Raw genomic sequence first — 17568 nt, 5'->3', positions numbered from 1 at the left:
GTCATAATTTCGCAAATAAACCAAAATGAATAATGCTTATGAAAAGAAATTATTGCTTATCATTAATGATGCTTGCATTGTTTGGAACAACTACGCCCATTTCTGCTATCGCAGTCACAGAAGGTGTAGAGAGTTCCTATAGCACTCAGCAAGCAAAGAAAATCACAGGTAAGGTTGTGGACAATACCGGAGAACCGGTGGTCGGTGCCAATGTTGTAGTGAAAGGAACAAGTAATGGTACAATTACGGATGTAAACGGTAACTTCACTTTATCTGTTCCACCTAAAAGCAGTTTGAACATATCTTTCATAGGATATAAAACAAGAACAGTGACAGTAGGGAATCAAAGCCAACTAACCATTGTATTGGAAGAAGATGCCAATATGCTGGGAGAAGTGGAAATTACTGCCGAATTCGGAATGAAGCGTGTAGCACGCGCAGTGGGTTCGTCTGTACAGAACGTCAAAGCAGCGGATATTATCGAATCCGGGCGCGATAACTTTATTTCAGCCTTACAAGGACGTGTATCAGGCATGAATGTATCGTCCAGTGGAGGTGCGCCGGGTTCTTCCACAACAGTAATATTGCGAAGCATAACTTCTATTTCGGGTAATAACCAACCACTATATGTAGTGGACGGCATACCGATGAACAACTCCACTTTCGACCCTACGACCTTTGCTGATGCCGGAGCAAACTTTTCGAGCCGTAACTTGGATTTTGCATCAAGAGGTAATGACTTCAATCCCGAAGACATTGAATCCATGACCATACTGAAAGGCGCAGCGGCAGCAGCCCTTTATGGATCGGACGCATCAAATGGAGCCATCATTATCACTACTAAAAAAGGTAATTCAGGAAAAGGACGTGTAAGCTACAGTAACAGTTTCCGCTGGGACAAAGCTTATGGGTATCCCGAAATGCAAACCAAATATGCACAAGGGGCTTACGGAACAACCAACTATTACTATACAAGCCGTTACGGCGGACTGTATCCGGAAGGAACAACCTTATATGATAATATCGACGCTGTGATGCAAACCGGATTCACCAGCAGACACAACGTTTCCGTCGAAGCCGGAAGCGACAAAACAACTATTCGCGCCGCAGCCTCTTTCCTCAACCAGACCGGCGTCGTAAAAACAACGGACTATGGACGCACCAACCTGACTCTTTCAGGAAAAGCCGATATCACTAAATGGATGAAGTTTGAGGCGTCCATGCAATACACCTCGACCACCAATTCAAAGGCACTGCGCGGCACAGCAGGTCCGCTGTATCTCGCCATGCGCTGGCCGATGGTGGACAATATGGCAAACTATCTCGACAAGGATGGTTCACACATGCGCATGCCCGACTATTATACAGATACAGACCGGCTGAATCCACTGTTCGGGTTGTACAGAAACAAATATTATGATGAATCGGATCGCTTTCTCTCCAATGCGGCAATCACCATCAAGCCGATAAAGGAAATCTTCCTACGTGCCCAAATAGGATGGGATGTCGGCACACAGGCTTTCGAGACCTCAAACCATCCTTACTACGCGAACAACAATGCCGGATCGGGATACTACAACTTGGCAAAGTCCAACTTCTCCGACCCCACTCTGAATATTCTGGCCGGATATAACAATGAGTTTTTCAACAAGAAGCTGACATTTAACGCACAAGTGGGCTATCACCAGATAGAAAACGGTGTAACACGCCTATCTACTTATGGTGCTAAGTTCGCCGTCCCCGATTTCCAGTCAATCAATAACTGCGACCCCACCACCATTGCAAGTAAAAAACGCACCACCAAACGACGTGTGCAAGCTATTTCGGCACAAGCCGAATTCGGCTACGACAACATGGCATTCCTCACCCTGCGTGCCCGTAACGACTGGTCGTCTACATTGCCGAAAAAGAACAACTCATATTTCTATCCGGCAGCCGAATTAGCATTCATCGCCACAGAACTACCTTTCTTGTGGAAAAATAAGTATATAAGCTACCTGAAACTGCGCAGCTCCGTGGCTCAAGTAGGAAAAGACGCCGGTCCGCTGGAGATTGATCCGGAATTGGAACCCACCGGACTTTGGGGAGGAGGCTACGGTTATGGTTACACAGGTCCGAACAAGAACTTACGACCGGAAATGACCACTTCGTGGGAAGCCGGATTTGAAGGACGCTTCTTCAACGACCGTATCGTTGCAGACTTTACTTACTTCCGCACCCATTGTTCCGACCAAATCGTGAAGGGTTTCCGACTAAGCTATGCTACCGGCTTCGTTCTGAATAACATGAACGTTGGTACATTCGACACATGGGGATGGGAGATGCATATCGACGGAGATATCATCAATCAAAACGGACTGCGCTGGAATGTAGGCGTGAACTTATCACAAACCGGCTCGGAGGTAGTGTATCTGCCAGACAACGTGAGCGAATACTACAATGCTGCCACATGGAACTCCGGAAATATCCGTAACGGTATCATGAAAGGACATCCCGTCACCACCCTGACGGGACGTGCATACAGCCGCAACGAAAAAGGAGATATTTTGATCAGTCCTACTACGGGACTTCCCCTCGTCGACGAAAAATGGAGTATTATCGGAGATCGTGAACCCAAATTACGTTATGGCCTCACAACTGCTTTGACGTGGAAAGGCCTTCGTTTTTCCGCTATGTTTGCCGGTCGTCATAAGGCAACCGTCGTAAACGGTACTAAACGTACGATGATGACCACTGGTACAAGTTGGGAATCGGTGACGTTGCGTGAAAGCGGTCCGGTAATTTTTAAAGGCGTATTGAAAGACGGAAACGAGAATTCCGCTAATCCGACCCCAAATACAATCGCAGTGGATTACAAAACATACGGTGCTTCCATTTATGGTGGAGGAGACGAAGATTGGCTTGAAAAAGGCGTCAACTACCTGCGTCTGCAAGAGTTGAGGCTATCATATACAGTTGCAAGCAAATTCTTAAAGAAAACGTTCGGCGGATTAATCAGCAACGCCAACATCTACTTATGCGGCAACGACCTTTGCACTTGGACCAACTACTCGGGTATCGACGCTGTCGGGAATACCGTATCGGCGGCAGCCGGCGGCACCGGCGGTGAAGGCTATGACGTATGGTCGCTTCCCAATCCGCGCAGTATCTCATTTGGTATCAGCTTGACCTTCAATTAGAATTGAAATAACAAAAAGACATGATTATGAAAAGAATATCAATTATAACAATCTTAGCGGCTATGTTGTCATTCAATAGTAGCTGCGACGACTATCTGGATGTAAACAACAACATCGATGCGCCCGATTATGTGGAAGGATACCTGTATCTGTCGGGAATCATCCAGAACTACCAGAACGTCTATTATGACATGCGCGCCGTAGGACCGCTCACACAAATGATGGGAACCAGTTCTTACACCAACTTTGCAACTCATTACTATAGTACAGGTTCGGATGCCGGAGGTGATGTATGGAGAATGGTGTATTGGTTGCAAGGCATGAATCTGGAAAACCTTATCAACCAATCTATTGCCAACGAAGAGTGGACAATGGCAGGTATCGGATTGGCTATCAAAGCTTTCGGATGGGACAAGCTGACCAAATATCACGGTGAGCTCCCTATGAAAGAAGCATTTGTCCCGAATTTACTGTCACACAAGTACGACAGTCAGGAAGAAATCTACGCACAGGTAAGAGAATGGGCATATAAAGCCATCGAATACTTGAACATGGAAGACGCCCATAAATATGGAAGCAAAATCAGTAGTAACGACTGGATTTATAAAGGCGACAAGGATAAATGGATAAAGTTTGCCTATTCTGTTATAGTGCGCAACCTGGCTTCGCTCTCCAATAAGAACGATTTTACCAGTAAATATGCACCCGAACTGATAGAATGTGCAGGGAAAGCTTTCCAAAGTAGCGATGATGACGCAACCGTAACCTTGGAAGGGAAAGGCGAAAGCTCGGCAGAAAAAGCTTATAATAATTATTGGGGAACTTACAGAGGTAGTCTTTCACGTTTTTACTTCCAACACGAATATGCAGTTCAGGTGCTGACCGGAAGCGTTCCTAAATATGATGAACAGACAGGAGAAAAGTATCGTGTGGAAAATAATGACTATCATCCATACGAACTGATGGAGAAGCAGATTATTTGTGATACAATAATAGATATAGCCGGGCATTATGATCCCCGTATGGCCGTGAAACTGGCTACGACAGATGACCCTACTTACAAAAACATCAACAACGCAGACAGTGTCAAGACTCATCGATATTATGGCGGCTCCTTCACCGGATACAGTGGTCCGATAGGGACAGCACCCTCTTTCTACGGACGCAACGCCAGCTCGCAATATAAAGGAGGCATTCATGATGGAAAGGGTCGCTGGTTGTATCGCGACGATGCTCCATACATATTGATGACGTGTGCCGAAATTAAATTCTGCACTGCCGAAGCATATTACAAAATGGGTAATAAAGATGCGGCATTGCAAGCTTTTAAAGAAGGAGTTAAAGCCGATTTGGACTTCTGCGCCAAGTATATATATCCCGGAACTCCCGGACAAGCGGCAGGAGGTGACAAAATCACGAAAGAAGTATTCAATACGCTGGCCACTGAATATGCCCAAGGGCCTTATGTGGAAGGTATAACAAGCAATGATTTAACCCTATCGCACATCATGATGCAAAAATGGGTGGCACTCTATCCTTGGGGAGCGCACGAAGCATGGGTAGATATGCGTAAGTATCACTACGACATAATGTATAGTGGTGAATATCCCAAATTGGGAAATGGTTGGTCCGAAACCATGATAGACCAAAAATGGGATACAGATGAAACAAAAGTATATAAAGGATTCTATCTTGCTCCGGCACAAGTACAGAGTCGCAAAGGACATTATAATACCCGAAACCAAGGTTCACCTTGCTACAGAGTACGTCCGCGCTACAACTCGGAGTACATGTGGAATGCACCTTCGCTCGATGCCCTGCGTCCCATTAGTGGAAGAGCGGACAACTACCACTGTTCCATTCCTTGGTTTGCATATCCGGGCGAGATGCCGGCAAGTCTATAAATACAGCATTATTAATCATAAAACAAGAACATCAGTATGAAAAGCTTTAAATATATATTTCTATTTTTAGCCATAGCACTGGGGATGGCTTCATGTGAAAAACATGAAATAGAATACAAGAGTACCCCGATAGGAGAAGGGATGGCTGAAGTACAGTTGCACTATTTTGTCCCTGTCACCGCTGTAGCCGGCAATAACATTTATAAAGTGGAACTCGGAGGACAAGAATATGTGAATAACGGTGCAGCAGTAATCAGTGCTTACAACGCAACCCCTTCGGGAAGCGTAGGCCGCTTCTACTCCGTGAAAGCAGGAGAAACCAACATCAAATTGTACAAAGGTTCCAAGTTAGATCTTGTGTATGACAAGGCCACAACACTGGGCGTCGGCAAACAGAACGTCTTTGTTTATGACTTCGACAAAGAGCCGATTGTTTTCGACAATGGATATCCTTATGAAACTAATACGACAATGGATACAGACAGCACCTGCTGGGTGAAGTTCTATCATTTCATGTATGAGAAAGAAGGAGAATACTGCCCGTTGAAGCTGCAATACCAATATCAGTACACCATATCCAAAGAGGTTAAAAGCGAATGGATAAACATTGGCGAGCCGATAGGTTTTGGAGAAACAACGGGATGGCAACCTATCAAAATAAAGAAAAGCATTTTCAATTCTGAAGGCTATGCCCGAATTGATTACAAAATCAAAGTACAAGATGCCAACGGTAAGTACACTGAAGATTTACAATTATGGAACTCGAACAGTAAATACGTATCTTATGCCGACTATTGGAACGGCTATATAGGAAGACGTTACCATCATATCCTAAAAGGTATGCGCTCGGCGAAACCTCTTGCTTCAGTAAGTCAATTCATAGCTTTATAACATAATGAAGTTTAAAAAAAACAGCCGCTTCTCACGAACCGGCTGTTTTTTTATCATCAGAAATCCTCTCCTACTTCCCTATCGGCTGTATTTTCCTCCTCACCTCTTTTGATATCTCAAGAAACATGTAGTTCAGCTTGCCGGAATGAATTCCCTCTTTATGCTGCGCATATTTCTTGTTGGCATATTCCTTGGACTTATCGAATGTAATGCGCGACATCTGGTTTTGTGACTTGCCCAACATCGTTGAGTCCAATTGCTCGTCAGGGAAGAAATCATCCAAATCGACATCGCCAATCATGGTTGTCTCAAGAAAGTTCATATCTTTATGACCCGAATCCGTGTAGTAACCCACAAACATGTGCCCGGGAATGCGCACCAATATTGGTTCGATATTGATGGCACGAAGCAAAGAAGCGAACAAGACGCTGCCGTCCACACAATTGATTTGTGAAGACTGAAGCGCATCATCGAATGTGCGGACGCGCTGCGAGAAAACCACGTTACTGGAAAGGCTGGTATTGGACACCGAGCTATAACGGAAGCTACGCTTCTGCAACACATTCCATAAGGCATATACCTGTTTGTCCACAGCCTCGGGCTTACCGGCCTGATAGCCTAAAAAACGATTCACAATACGGGTATTCAACGCCTCACGCAACAGTTGGTCTATCATTGGGTTTTCCTCGTTGACATAAGCAGCGAAGAAGATACCGGTATCGTGAAACCTGGTACCGCCGGTGACGTAGCCCAGCAAGCACTCGTTCAGGCTACGAACGGAAAAGGTACGCACGCTCTGCCCCAAATCCTTGCCGTTTATCTCAACCGTTACAGCCACACTGATAGGTTCGGCCTGATTATTTCTTTTCAAGGCTTCGTAATTCCAGATAAGATCGGGATAAATAGTGTATTCGGTCCTCGACTTTTCCAATACAAATTCAGATACAGAACGAGAGAAGAACGGTGTCTCGGCCACTTCTATCCGGACACGGCTGTAAGCCTTGCCCGAACGCATGCGAATAGCGATGCACGACTTGGGATTACCCACATACATGGAATCGGCAGGGATAATAACTTGTGCATCAGTAGTTGCCACCGAAAGAATGCCGGAAGGGAATATGTTACCTCCCAAATCATCGACAATCTCAAAACCGGAACGGAAAGGAGATGCATTCAGCCAAATAGTTCCAGCCACGGCAAATAGTGCCACGATCAACAGCAAGTAGTGCTTTTTACAATAATCTCTACATATATGTATAAGTCTTTTCATTTCATCTTGTTTGGTGATGCAAACTTAGATAAAAATCTGCGATTTTTATGCCTGTAGAATAAAAAAGAAGAACGTCTCCCTCACTTGAGAGGAAGTTGTTTTGTTTTCTAAGAAAAAATCTTTATCTTTGCAATGCATTGGTTTGCCACTCCTATCCAAGGATGGCAATTAAAAGGGAATCAGGTGCAAATCCTGAACAGTCCCGCTGCTGTAAGTTTCATAAAATGCCGCAGACAATTTACCCTATGCCACTGGAAGTTTCTGCTTCCGGGAAGGCGTCTGAAGCAGAAACAAGTCAGAAGACCTGCCATGCACACCTTTATCATAGCTTTCGAGGAAAAAGCGTTGAGTTTAATGAGCCGGACAAATCGTCCTATCATTTCATTCACCAAACTTGATTCAAAGAAAGTAAATAAACTCTGCCAAGTTTATTTGATGGTGTCCGGTCGAAGTGATTTCGCCCGGACATTTACATTATAAAAAAGTGGAACAAATGCGAAAACACGATGAAGGAGTTCCTCCATGTTTGTAATTCAAGGCAATTCGATATTTTATGCCTACACAATCCTAAGCCCACACTTGAAGAAGCATATGCCCACACTTGAAGAGGTGTAAGCCCACACTTTAGCAGGCGTAAGCCCACACTTCAAGAGGCGTAAGCCCGCACTTTAGGAGAGCCAAGCCCACACCTTAGGAGAGCTAAGCCCACATCTTAAGGTAAAGTAGCTTTTGAGATATGATGAACTGTCAACGGATTTGTCGGGGAGTGAGCCGAGTTAACATTCTCACATGCACCTCGGATTAATCCCCAAAAGTCACTATTAGTTGCTCTTTACATATTTTTCCGCTATATTTGACAAGTCAAAAACCTAAATAAAGGCCCATATACTAACTTATTGTCAAACCCTAAATAAACAATCTATGGAATTACCATTTGCCGAAGCATGGAAAATTAAGATGGTGGAGCCAATACAGAAAAGTACCCGCCAAGAACGTGAACAATGGTTGAAAGAAGCCCATTACAACGTTTTTCAACTTAAATCGGAGCAAGTGTACATCGACCTCATCACCGACTCGGGCACCGGAGCCATGAGCGACCGCCAATGGGCAGGTATGATGCTGGGAGACGAGAGTTACGCCGGAGCAAGTTCGTTCTTTAATTTAAAAAATGTCATTACTCGCCTGACAGGATTCGAGTATGTCATCCCTACCCATCAAGGACGTGCAGCCGAAAACGTACTATTCTCCTATTTAGTGCATGAAGGCGATATCATTCCGGGAAACTCACATTTTGATACCACCAAAGGGCATATCGAAGGACGAAAAGCCATCGCATTGGACTGCACCGTAGACGAAGCAAAACAAACACAACTGGAAATTCCCTTTAAAGGGAATGTAGATCCCGACAAACTGGAAAAGGCATTACAAGAACATTGCGAGCGCATACCTTTCATCATTGTCACCATTACCAACAACACAGCAGGCGGGCAACCCGTATCCATGCAAAACCTACGCACAATACGAGCCATTGCCAACAAATACGGGAAAAATGTTCTTTTTGACTCCGCCCGTTTTGCCGAAAACGCATACTTCATCAAAATGAGAGAAGAGGGTTATCGTGACAAAAGCATCAAGGAAATTTCGCGAGAGATGTTTGCCCTTGCCGATGGTATGACCATGAGTGCGAAAAAGGATGGCATAGTAAATATGGGAGGATTCATAGCTACTCGCTTGAAGGATTGGTATGAAGGGGCAAAAGGATTCTGTGTGCAATTCGAAGGGTATCTTACCTACGGAGGTATGAATGGACGAGATATGAATGCACTCGCCATCGGACTGGATGAGAATACGGAATTCGACAATCTGGAGACACGCATCCGCCAAGTCATGTATTTAGCTCAAAAATTAGATGAATACGGCATTCCATACCAACGCCCGGCCGGTGGGCATGCCATCTTTATAGATGCCCCCAAAGTATTGACGCATATTCCCAAAGAAGAGTTTCCGGCACAGACATTGACCATTGAATTATATCTGGAAGCCGGCATACGCGGTTGTGAAATAGGCTATTTGCTGGCCGACAGAGATCCTATAACCCATGAAAACCGTTTCAATGGTTTGGATTTACTCCGTCTTGCCATCCCCCGGCGTGTATATACCGACAACCACATGAATGTGGTGGTGGCAGCCTTGAAGAATGTATATGACAGACGGGAAAGTATCACCCGCGGAGTGTCCATCACTTGGGAGGCCCCACTGATGCGCCATTTCACGGTACAATTAAGCAGACTATAGTCAACGAGCTACAAACTTAACGTTAACACAAAATCTGCGAATATGAAATAACGGATGGTAAAGCGGCGCTTCTCCGGCGTACGATATTCTTCGGCGGAGAATGCGCCCTCTTTATCGATAGCGAAAGGCATTATACGCATGTGATTGCGAAAATCCACCTCCGAAGCATTCAGGCACTTAAATATGGTCTCTTTTGCCGACCAATGAAGCAACAACGACCAGGTGTCGGTTCCCAGAAAAACAGCCGTTTCTTCATCTTCACGCATATACTTATGAACCACCTTCCTGACTCGCTCTGAATATTGTTCCACATCCACTCCAACCTCTTTTCCCCATGGCCCCAGAACCACCGCAACATAACCCTTGGTATGAGAAATGCTGAGAGAAGCAGAAGCATCTGCCAAATAGGGCTTCCCACCGGAGTAATAGGCTATTGTTTTATCTTCACCCAATAACGTGTACAGCAACACACGCACTGCCATCCACTCCACACGACGATGTTCCGACTTAAAGCTTTGCACAGCCTCCTGATACCTCTCTGCATGAGGTAGCATGGCCAATAGCTCTTCCGGGGTTTCATCTGTTTTCCAAACTCCCCATTGACAAGCAGAAGTTTTATCTTTCAAAAAAAGAGGCACTTGATATCAGATATTAAAAGTAAAAAACGAATGGATTGCTTATCAGGAATGCTCTGTTTGTTCTGTTGCAGGGGAGTTTATCGTAAACTTCACCTTCAAGATACGACGGTTGTTCATTTCCAATACTTCGAACTCATAGCAGTCGTAAGTGACTTTCTCATGCAGTGTCGGAAATTCACCTTTCAGTTCAAGTAAAAGTCCGGCAAGCGTATCTGCATCTCCCGCCACTTCGTCGAAAGCCTCTTCGTTCAGTTTGGTTATCTTATAGAAATCCGTCAATAGCGTTTTGGCTTCAAATACCCATGTATGATCGTTCAAAACAGAGAATGTATGCTCCTCGTCATCATATTCATCATGTATTTCGCCTACTATTTCTTCTATAATGTCCTCCATGGTCACAATGCCCGATGTACCGCCAAACTCATCAACAACAATGGCTATATGAATCTTATTAGCTTGAAAATCACGCAACAGATCATCGATCATCTTGGTTTCGGGAACAAAATAAGCCGGACGGATAAGCGACTGCCAACGGAAATTATCGCCTTTATTCAAATGCGGAAGCAAATCCTTGATATATAATATTCCCTTGATATTATCACGGGTATTCGCATAAATAGGAATGCGGGAGTAAGCATTTTCCACAATACACTTCAGCACTTCTTTGAAAGGGGTACGAATATCCAAATCAACTACATCCAAACGAGATGTCATAACCTCCTTGGCCGTTTCCCCCCCAAAACGGATAATGCCCTCCAAAATATTGTTCTCTTCGGACAGCTCAGCCTTATCCGTCAATTCCAAGGCATGAGAAAGCTCATCGACCGATATGTTATGATTTCTACGAACAACATGTTTATTCAAGAAAGAAGTGGAACGCACCAGCATAGATGCCAACGGATAAAAGAAAGAACGACACAACATGATTCCGGGAGCAGCAATACGACAAAAAGCCAATGTTTTCTGTGCCGAATATATTTTAGGCATGATTTCACCAAAAAGCAATAGCAGAAACGTAAGAACAACCGTCAAGATGATAAACTCTGCAATAGGAGAATGGAATAGAAACACATCCATAAAAAAGAAATTGCAAAGCATGATTATCGTTACATTCACAAAATTGTTCGTAATCAAAATCGTAGCCAACAAACGCTCACTACCCTCCAACAGATTGCTGATTTTCTCATCCGATGGATGTTTTTTCTCTGCTATAGCACTTAAATCTGATGGAGAAAGGGAGAAAAAAGCTATTTCGGAAGCTGATGCAAAACCGGAAACAAGCAAAAGCAAGCCAGCCAACACTATGGCTATAATGGCCGAAACAGAAGGAACTTGTACGGATATACCATTAAATACATCTGCCAACTGGTATAAATAAGCATCTGGGTCCAAAGATTCTGGTTTTAGTTAAACAAATTAGAAAGGCAAGTCGTCCGTCGGATCTTGCACAGGAGTGACTTGTGCCTGCACCGGTTGTTGCGGTTCGGAAGCTCCTCCACCCTGAGAAACATTAGAAGCAGAACCCGCACTTGAAGCTTTTGCGGTCAGCATTTCCATGTTATCAACAAAGATCTCTGTCACATAGCGCTTTACACCTGCCTGATCATCGTATGACCGAGTACGTATTTTACCTTCCACATAAAGTTTATCGCCTTTATGCACATATTTCTCCACAGTTTCTGCCAGTCCGCGCCAAAAAACAAGATTGTGCCACTCAGTGCGTTCGGGAACTTGTGTTCCATTAGCCAAAGTATATGCCCGATCTGAAGTGGCTAAAGGCAAAGTAGCCACAGCAATGCCACTATCAAGATATCTGACCTCCGGTTCTTTACCTACATTACCTATTAATATCACTTTATTTACCGACATAAGCTTCCCTATATTTAATTATCTGCTGCCAAAATTAACGAGAATATTCACATCATGCAAGAATAAGACAAACTTTTATATATATTTCTCCAAGAAGGCATGAATCAATCGCGACACCGCATAATCACCCAGTTCTTCTGTTTTAATCCGAAGATAACCGGAAAAAGATTGAGAACCCGCAGGCAGAATCACTTCATAGAAGTTTGCATATATCACCCGATGCGACAATATATGCTTTACATTCCGCAAGATCGGACGAATCACAGGATTCTCTCCTTCTACAAAAAAAGCGTGTAATTGCGAACATGCCAGCAACTCTTCTTCCGACAAATCTTTATCCACCTCAACCAACGGTAGCTCAAATAAATTTTTCCAGATATCATTTTCCGTACGCTTACGTATCAAAGTGTATTCCCCCATGCGTACATATATATAATTAAAATAACGGTTAACGGTCTTCGTCTTATGCCGTTTCACCGGCAAACGCATCACTTGCCTTTCTGCCAATGCCCGACAACTGACAGCCAACGGACATTCCCTGCAATTTGGGGATTGCGGTATGCACTGCAACGCCCCAAAGTCCATAATAGCCTGATTGTAATCAGCCGGCCGCGTTTTATCCAGTAATTCTTCTGCCAAGGTTTTAAAAGCCTTTTTTCCTTCAGTAGAATCAATGGGCGTATCTATACCCCAATAACGAGCAAGTACCCGATATACATTCCCGTCAACCACCGCATAAGGCATTCCATAAGCAAATGAGCAGATTGCCGCTGCCGTATACTCACCCACCCCTTTCAAAGAAAGTACATGTTCGTATGTTTTTGGAAATACCCCATTCATACTTTTGGCTGCCGCATGCAAATTTCTCGCACGGGAATAGTAGCCCAGCCCCTGCCAATACTTCATCACCTCATCCTCCGAAGCCGAGGCTAACGCCACTACATCGGGAAAACGATTCACAAAACGAAGAAAATAGTCATACCCTTGCCCCACCCTTGTCTGTTGCAATATGATTTCAGAGATCCATATCACATAAGGATCTGACGTACTCCTCCATGGGAGATGCCGCTTGTTCTCCGCATACCAATTCAATAATATCTCACTAAAAAAAATCATGCAGCAAAATTACTTCATTTTCAACCTAACAAAGCTTAACCCCAAGACTTTTTTAGAAAAATGTCCGAAATATATTTTTTAGAGCCGCTAAAAAGCTATATATTTGCAGTCCAAAAAATTAGGAAAACTATAGTAATAATATTTTTTTTAAAGAAAAATGACTAAAGCTGATATTGTAAACGAAATTACAAAGAACACCGGAATTGATAAGGCCACTGTACTTACAACCGTTGAAGCATTCATGGACGCAGTAAAAGCATCCCTATCTAAAGACGAGAATGTTTATCTCCGCGGGTTTGGTAGTTTTGTAGTGAAGAAGAGAGCGCAGAAAACAGCTCGTAACATCTCTAAAAACACTACCATTATTATTCCGGAACATAATATTCCGGCATTTAAACCTGCAAAAACATTCACTTTATCAGTGAAAAAATAACAAACAATAGTATTAACCCATAAAAATTGAAGCTATGCCAAGCGGAAAGAAGAAAAAAAGACATAAAATGTCTACGCATAAGCGTAAAAAAAGACTAAGAAAGAACAGACATAAAAGCAAAAAGTAATTTTTAGTCTGAAAGACAAAATAAAGAACAAACTTGTGAAGCAAAATGTCTCGCGGGTTTGTTCTTTGTTTAAGTAGTAAATTGAATAATTATAAAAAACAACTATTGTGATAAGCGAACTCGTTGTAGACGTACAGCCCAAAGAAGTATCCATCGCTCTGCTTGAAGACAAACAGTTAGTGGAACTGCAAAGCGAAGGCAGAAGTCTCTCCTTTGCTGTGGGCAACATGTATTTAGGCCGCGTCAAGAAGTTGATGCCCGGACTGAATGCTTGCTTTGTGGATGTAGGCTACGAGAAAGACGCTTTTCTTCATTACCAGGACTTAGGTCCTCAATTTAACTCCATTGCAAAGTACGTAAAGCAAACTTTAAGCAACAAAAAGAAACTAAACCCGATTGCGAAAGCATCCATACTTCCCGATCTTGAAAAGGATGGAACAGTATCCAACACCCTCAACGTAGGACAGGAAGTTGTGGTGCAAATCGTCAAAGAACCTATCTCGACCAAAGGCCCACGTCTAACTTCCGAATTGTCTTTTGCCGGAAGATATCTTGTGCTGATTCCTTTCAACGATAAGGTTTCCGTATCACAAAAAATTAAATCGAGCGAAGAACGTGCCCGCCTCAAGCAACTGCTGATGAGCATCAAACCGAAGAATTTCGGAGTCATCGTCCGCACTGTAGCTGAAGGAAAACGCGTTGCCGAACTTGATGGAGAGCTTAAAGTATTACTTAGACATTGGGAGGAAGCCATCGGCAAGGTACAAAAAGCAACTAAGTACCCTACCCTGATTTACGAAGAAACCAGCCGTGCCGTAGGACTGCTGCGCGACTTGTTTAATCCTTCATTCGAAAACATCTACATCAATGATGAAGCCGTGTTCCATGAAATAAAGGACTACGTAGTTCTCATCGCCCCTGAACGGGCCGGAATCGTAAAACAATATAAAGGGCAACTCCCTATTTACGACAATTTCGGTATCACCAAACAAATCAAGGCATCATTCGGCAAGACTGTTTCGTACAAGAGTGGCGCTTACCTGATTATTGAACATACCGAGGCACTCCATGTAGTAGATGTTAACAGCGGAAACCGCACCAAGAACGCCAACGGACAAGAAGGGAATGCATTAGAGGTAAATCTGGGTGCAGCCGATGAATTGGCCCGCCAGTTAAGGCTGAGAGATATGGGGGGAATCATTGTAGTAGATTTCATTGACATGAATGAAGCCGAAAACCGCCAGAAGCTCTATGAGCGCATGTGTGCCAATATGCAAAAAGACAGAGCACGCCATAACATCTTGCCACTAAGCAAATTCGGGCTGATGCAGATTACACGCCAGCGCGTACGCCCGGCTATGGATGTAAATACGATGGAAACATGCCCTACCTGCTTTGGAAAAGGTTCTATCAAATCATCCATCCTCTTTACAGACACTCTGGAGAATAAAATTGATTATCTGGTCAACAAACTGAAGATTAAGAAGTTCTCGTTACACATCCATCCGTACATTGCCGCCTACGTCAATCAGGGAATCGTTTCCTTGAAGCGAAAATGGCAAATGAAGTACGGATTCGGCATCAAGATTATTCCAAACCAAAAACTTGCGTTTCTGCAATATGTCTTCTATGACCCGCAAGGGGAAGAAATTGACATGAAGGAAGAAATTGAAATCAAATAAAAAAGAACGGCGGAAAGCATTAAAATCTCCGCTGTTCTTTTTTATTTGATATCAATTCAAAATATATGGAGAAACCAGCGCTCCTCCATATATCAGAGTGTTACTCTACGGAAACTGCTCCCTCACCGCTTACTTTTGGCCATCCCGGATTTTGATAAACCACCGATGTGTTCAAATCGGTTTTATCTCCGCCGGCCGTTTGACGGAATGTACTTTGCGGCAATGGGCTGAGGTAGTGTGCGGGTGTAAAGTTATAACCATTGAATACTGAATTGTTCACCTTACTGTTTTGATACGGGCGCATATAAACACCGCTTATGCTCTCAGAGGAAATGTTACCTTTGCCTCCTTCCACATCAACCAAAACCAAGTCTCTTCCTTCCTTATCAGTCAGTTTTCCCTGGTAAATACTTCCCCAGTAGCGCATACCCTCAATGTGGTAGTTTTTCACTTGATCGCATGCTCTCCAACGTTTCAAGTCGGCCCAGCGCATTCCTTCACCGATAAACTCGTTACGGCGTTCGCGGCGGATGTTATAGAGCGTGGCATCTATCAGTTGTCCGTGCGAATAAGCCCCAAAGTCACCTTTGGCTTCTTCGTTCATATCGGTAGCCGCAATGGTGGCTTGATAGTCTTCACTCACCTTTGCACGACGGCGAAGAGCTTTCCAATATTTGTCGGCAGTGGCATCCACGTTCTTGTTCTTTTCATAGCAAGCCTCCATATAGTTCAGCAGAGCTTCCGTACCACGGAAGATGATGCTTCCGGTAGTACCTTTGTGGTGCAATGTCTGCATGTAGTCATTGTAATGCTTGCCTTTCTTGAGGGCGAAACCTGTCACCATACGGGTCTCGTTGTTGCCTTTCACAATCCATGTGAAATCAACCTTGTTCTCTGTTCCATCGGCATTGTAATTGTCGATGTCGCCGTCTTTCTTTGTGAAGAGGCGAATGCGCGAATCACGGTTTTGCAGCGTTTTGGCTATGCCTTGTTTTTCCCATTCCACATCGTAACCCGATGCGGCTGCATATATGGGCAATCCGTTTTTCATAAGGAACGAATTGACCAGTCCGCGTGTCCATCCCGAACCACCTCCGTTGTTTTGCAACTGCATCTGAATGTTATGAGTCACCTGTTGGGATTCATTATAAGCGCGCCACATCAACACTTCGCTATACCCGTTCATATCTACGTCGCAGAACATGGTATAGTAAGGATTCAGACTGTTGAATTTTCCATCCATTCCTTCGGGGGTGTCGGTATTTTCAACCAGATTATCTACCAGTTTGTCACCGATAATCTTAGCCGAAGTCATCGCCTCCGTCAAGAAATAGTTTATTTCACTATCGATGTCGAATCCTTGCAAATCGGCACTATTGCCCGGCCAGCCTTTACCTCCCGGAACAAAAGCCGTTCCTTTGTGATGCTTCAACCATGTGCCTTCGTAGAGTGCCACACGCGAACGGAACAATTGGGCAGCGGCTTTAGTGATTCGGTTCTTACCACCGGGCCCCGTTTCAGACAGGAATTCAATTGCTTTGTCCAAATCAGACAGAATGAAACGCGCCACTTTGTGACGAGGTTGACGCGCAGACGCCTTTACCAGCGTCTCCTCCACGTCTTCCAAAGCAGTTTCTATGATCGGACAGTCGCCAATGGCCTGTAACTTATCGAAGTAGGCGTATGCACGCAACATGTACATTTCACCAATATAATGACGAATATTCGCTTCGGAACCGGATATTTTTTTGGCCTCGTATCTGGGCAGTACCTGATCGAAGAAATAGTTACAATCGCGTATCTGGAAGAAGTTCCAAGGTTGTTCCTTTTTCTTGGGGTCGGTAGTAGAAGGCACTTTCCACTCGCCCGGTACCCAGCGGGTAGAGTAATCTACGGATGCTTGGTTGTCCGTAGCATTGTCATTGCCGAAGACACTGATGCCGTAACTTCCGGGTTCGATACTCGTGAAATTATACAGATTGATGGCATAAGCCGCAAGATCAGCCTCTGCGGTGAAATAAGCATTGGGCGTGACCGAACTTTCGGGCATTTTGTCCAGAAAATCATTGCATGCGGTGAGTGAAGCACCCAGCAAAAGTATAGATAGATATTTTATTTTCATAATTTTATGATTTTGCTAATTAATAACGGGTTAATAAGTGAG

The 17568-nt window shown here is 44.1% G+C and carries 12 protein-coding genes and 1 riboswitch; of the genes, 6 read left to right on the top strand and 6 right to left on the bottom strand.

The window, feature by feature from the left end:
- Positions 1 to 38: 38 nt before the first annotated feature.
- From EV202_RS10220 to EV202_RS10210, 3 genes are read left to right on the top strand one after another with little or no spacing between them, the layout of a single operon-like run.
- Positions 39 to 3179, top strand: a complete 3141-nt coding sequence (locus EV202_RS10220) for a SusC/RagA family TonB-linked outer membrane protein (protein ID WP_234878283.1) — start codon at positions 39 to 41, stop codon at positions 3177 to 3179.
- Between the two features lie 26 nt (positions 3180 to 3205).
- Positions 3206 to 5083, top strand: coding sequence for a SusD/RagB family nutrient-binding outer membrane lipoprotein (locus tag EV202_RS10215; protein WP_131926994.1), 1878 nt, complete (start codon positions 3206 to 3208; stop codon positions 5081 to 5083).
- A 36-nt stretch (positions 5084 to 5119) separates the two neighbouring features.
- Entirely contained in the window at positions 5120 to 5974 is an 855-nt protein-coding gene (locus EV202_RS10210) for a hypothetical protein (protein WP_106068417.1), read from the top strand.
- 70 nt (positions 5975 to 6044) lie between these two features.
- Here the strand turns inward: EV202_RS10210 and EV202_RS10205 are convergent, their stop codons facing one another.
- Positions 6045 to 7244: a hypothetical protein gene (locus EV202_RS10205; protein ID WP_106068416.1), complete on the bottom strand. Its 1200-nt coding sequence runs from the start codon at positions 7242 to 7244 to the stop codon at positions 6045 to 6047.
- Positions 7245 to 7364: 120 nt separating this feature from the next.
- A riboswitch (cobalamin riboswitch) is annotated at positions 7365 to 7570 on the top strand.
- Between the two features lie 595 nt (positions 7571 to 8165).
- Between EV202_RS10205 and EV202_RS10200 the strand changes: the two genes are divergently transcribed.
- A complete protein-coding gene (locus EV202_RS10200) occupies positions 8166 to 9539 on the top strand; it encodes a tryptophanase (protein WP_131926993.1) in 1374 nt (457 codons plus the stop codon).
- 8 nt (positions 9540 to 9547) lie between these two features.
- Here EV202_RS10200 and EV202_RS10195 read toward each other — a convergent pair whose 3' ends face one another.
- From EV202_RS10195 to mutY, 4 genes are all read right to left on the bottom strand, one after another.
- Complete coding sequence (locus EV202_RS10195; RefSeq protein WP_106068414.1) at positions 9548 to 10177, bottom strand: 4'-phosphopantetheinyl transferase family protein; 630 nt, start codon at positions 10175 to 10177, stop codon at positions 9548 to 9550.
- Between the two features lie 42 nt (positions 10178 to 10219).
- A complete protein-coding gene (gene gldE / locus EV202_RS10190; protein ID WP_131926992.1) occupies positions 10220 to 11569 on the bottom strand; it encodes a gliding motility-associated protein GldE in 1350 nt (449 codons plus the stop codon).
- Positions 11570 to 11593: 24 nt separating this feature from the next.
- Entirely contained in the window at positions 11594 to 12046 is a 453-nt protein-coding gene (locus tag EV202_RS10185; RefSeq protein WP_106068412.1) for a single-stranded DNA-binding protein, read from the bottom strand.
- Between the two features lie 75 nt (positions 12047 to 12121).
- Positions 12122 to 13162 carry an A/G-specific adenine glycosylase gene (gene mutY / locus EV202_RS10180; RefSeq protein ID WP_131926991.1) on the bottom strand — a complete coding sequence of 347 codons (1041 nt, stop codon included), beginning with the start codon at positions 13160 to 13162 and terminating at the stop codon, positions 12122 to 12124.
- Between the two features lie 157 nt (positions 13163 to 13319).
- Here mutY and EV202_RS10175 point away from each other — a divergent pair, with 157 nt between their 5' ends.
- Complete coding sequence (locus tag EV202_RS10175) at positions 13320 to 13595, top strand: HU family DNA-binding protein (protein WP_106040605.1); 276 nt, start codon at positions 13320 to 13322, stop codon at positions 13593 to 13595.
- A gap of 234 nt (positions 13596 to 13829) precedes the next feature.
- On the top strand, positions 13830 to 15404 hold the full coding sequence (locus tag EV202_RS10170) for an Rne/Rng family ribonuclease (protein ID WP_131926990.1): 1575 nt from the start codon (positions 13830 to 13832) through the stop codon (positions 15402 to 15404).
- A 100-nt stretch (positions 15405 to 15504) separates the two neighbouring features.
- Here the strand turns inward: EV202_RS10170 and EV202_RS10165 are convergent, their stop codons facing one another.
- Positions 15505 to 17526, bottom strand: a complete 2022-nt coding sequence (locus EV202_RS10165) for a RagB/SusD family nutrient uptake outer membrane protein (protein WP_131926989.1) — start codon at positions 17524 to 17526, stop codon at positions 15505 to 15507.
- Between the last annotated feature and the right edge of the window lie 42 nt (positions 17527 to 17568).

The organism is Prevotella heparinolytica, assembly GCF_004342845.1.
GTDB classification, from domain to species: domain Bacteria; phylum Bacteroidota; class Bacteroidia; order Bacteroidales; family Bacteroidaceae; genus Bacteroides; species Bacteroides heparinolyticus.
This window is presented reverse-complemented; position numbering and strand designations above follow the sequence as displayed.

Excerpts from the sequence above, each read along its gene's own strand:
- EV202_RS10200 (WP_131926993.1), top strand. The coding sequence starts at position 8,166 with ATGGAATTACCATTTGCCGAAGCATGGAAAATTAAGATGGTGGAGCCA.
- EV202_RS10210 (WP_106068417.1), top strand. The coding sequence starts at position 5,120 with ATGAAAAGCTTTAAATATATATTTCTATTTTTAGCCATAGCACTGGGG.
- EV202_RS10215 (WP_131926994.1), top strand. The coding sequence starts at position 3,206 with ATGAAAAGAATATCAATTATAACAATCTTAGCGGCTATGTTGTCATTC.
- EV202_RS10165 (WP_131926989.1), bottom strand. The coding sequence starts at position 17,526 with ATGAAAATAAAATATCTATCTATACTTTTGCTGGGTGCTTCACTCACC.
- EV202_RS10220 (WP_234878283.1), top strand. The coding sequence starts at position 39 with ATGAAAAGAAATTATTGCTTATCATTAATGATGCTTGCATTGTTTGGA.
- mutY (WP_131926991.1), bottom strand. The coding sequence starts at position 13,162 with ATGATTTTTTTTAGTGAGATATTATTGAATTGGTATGCGGAGAACAAG.
- EV202_RS10205 (WP_106068416.1), bottom strand. The coding sequence starts at position 7,244 with ATGAAAAGACTTATACATATATGTAGAGATTATTGTAAAAAGCACTAC.
- EV202_RS10175 (WP_106040605.1), top strand. The coding sequence starts at position 13,320 with ATGACTAAAGCTGATATTGTAAACGAAATTACAAAGAACACCGGAATT.
- EV202_RS10185 (WP_106068412.1), bottom strand. The coding sequence starts at position 12,046 with ATGTCGGTAAATAAAGTGATATTAATAGGTAATGTAGGTAAAGAACCG.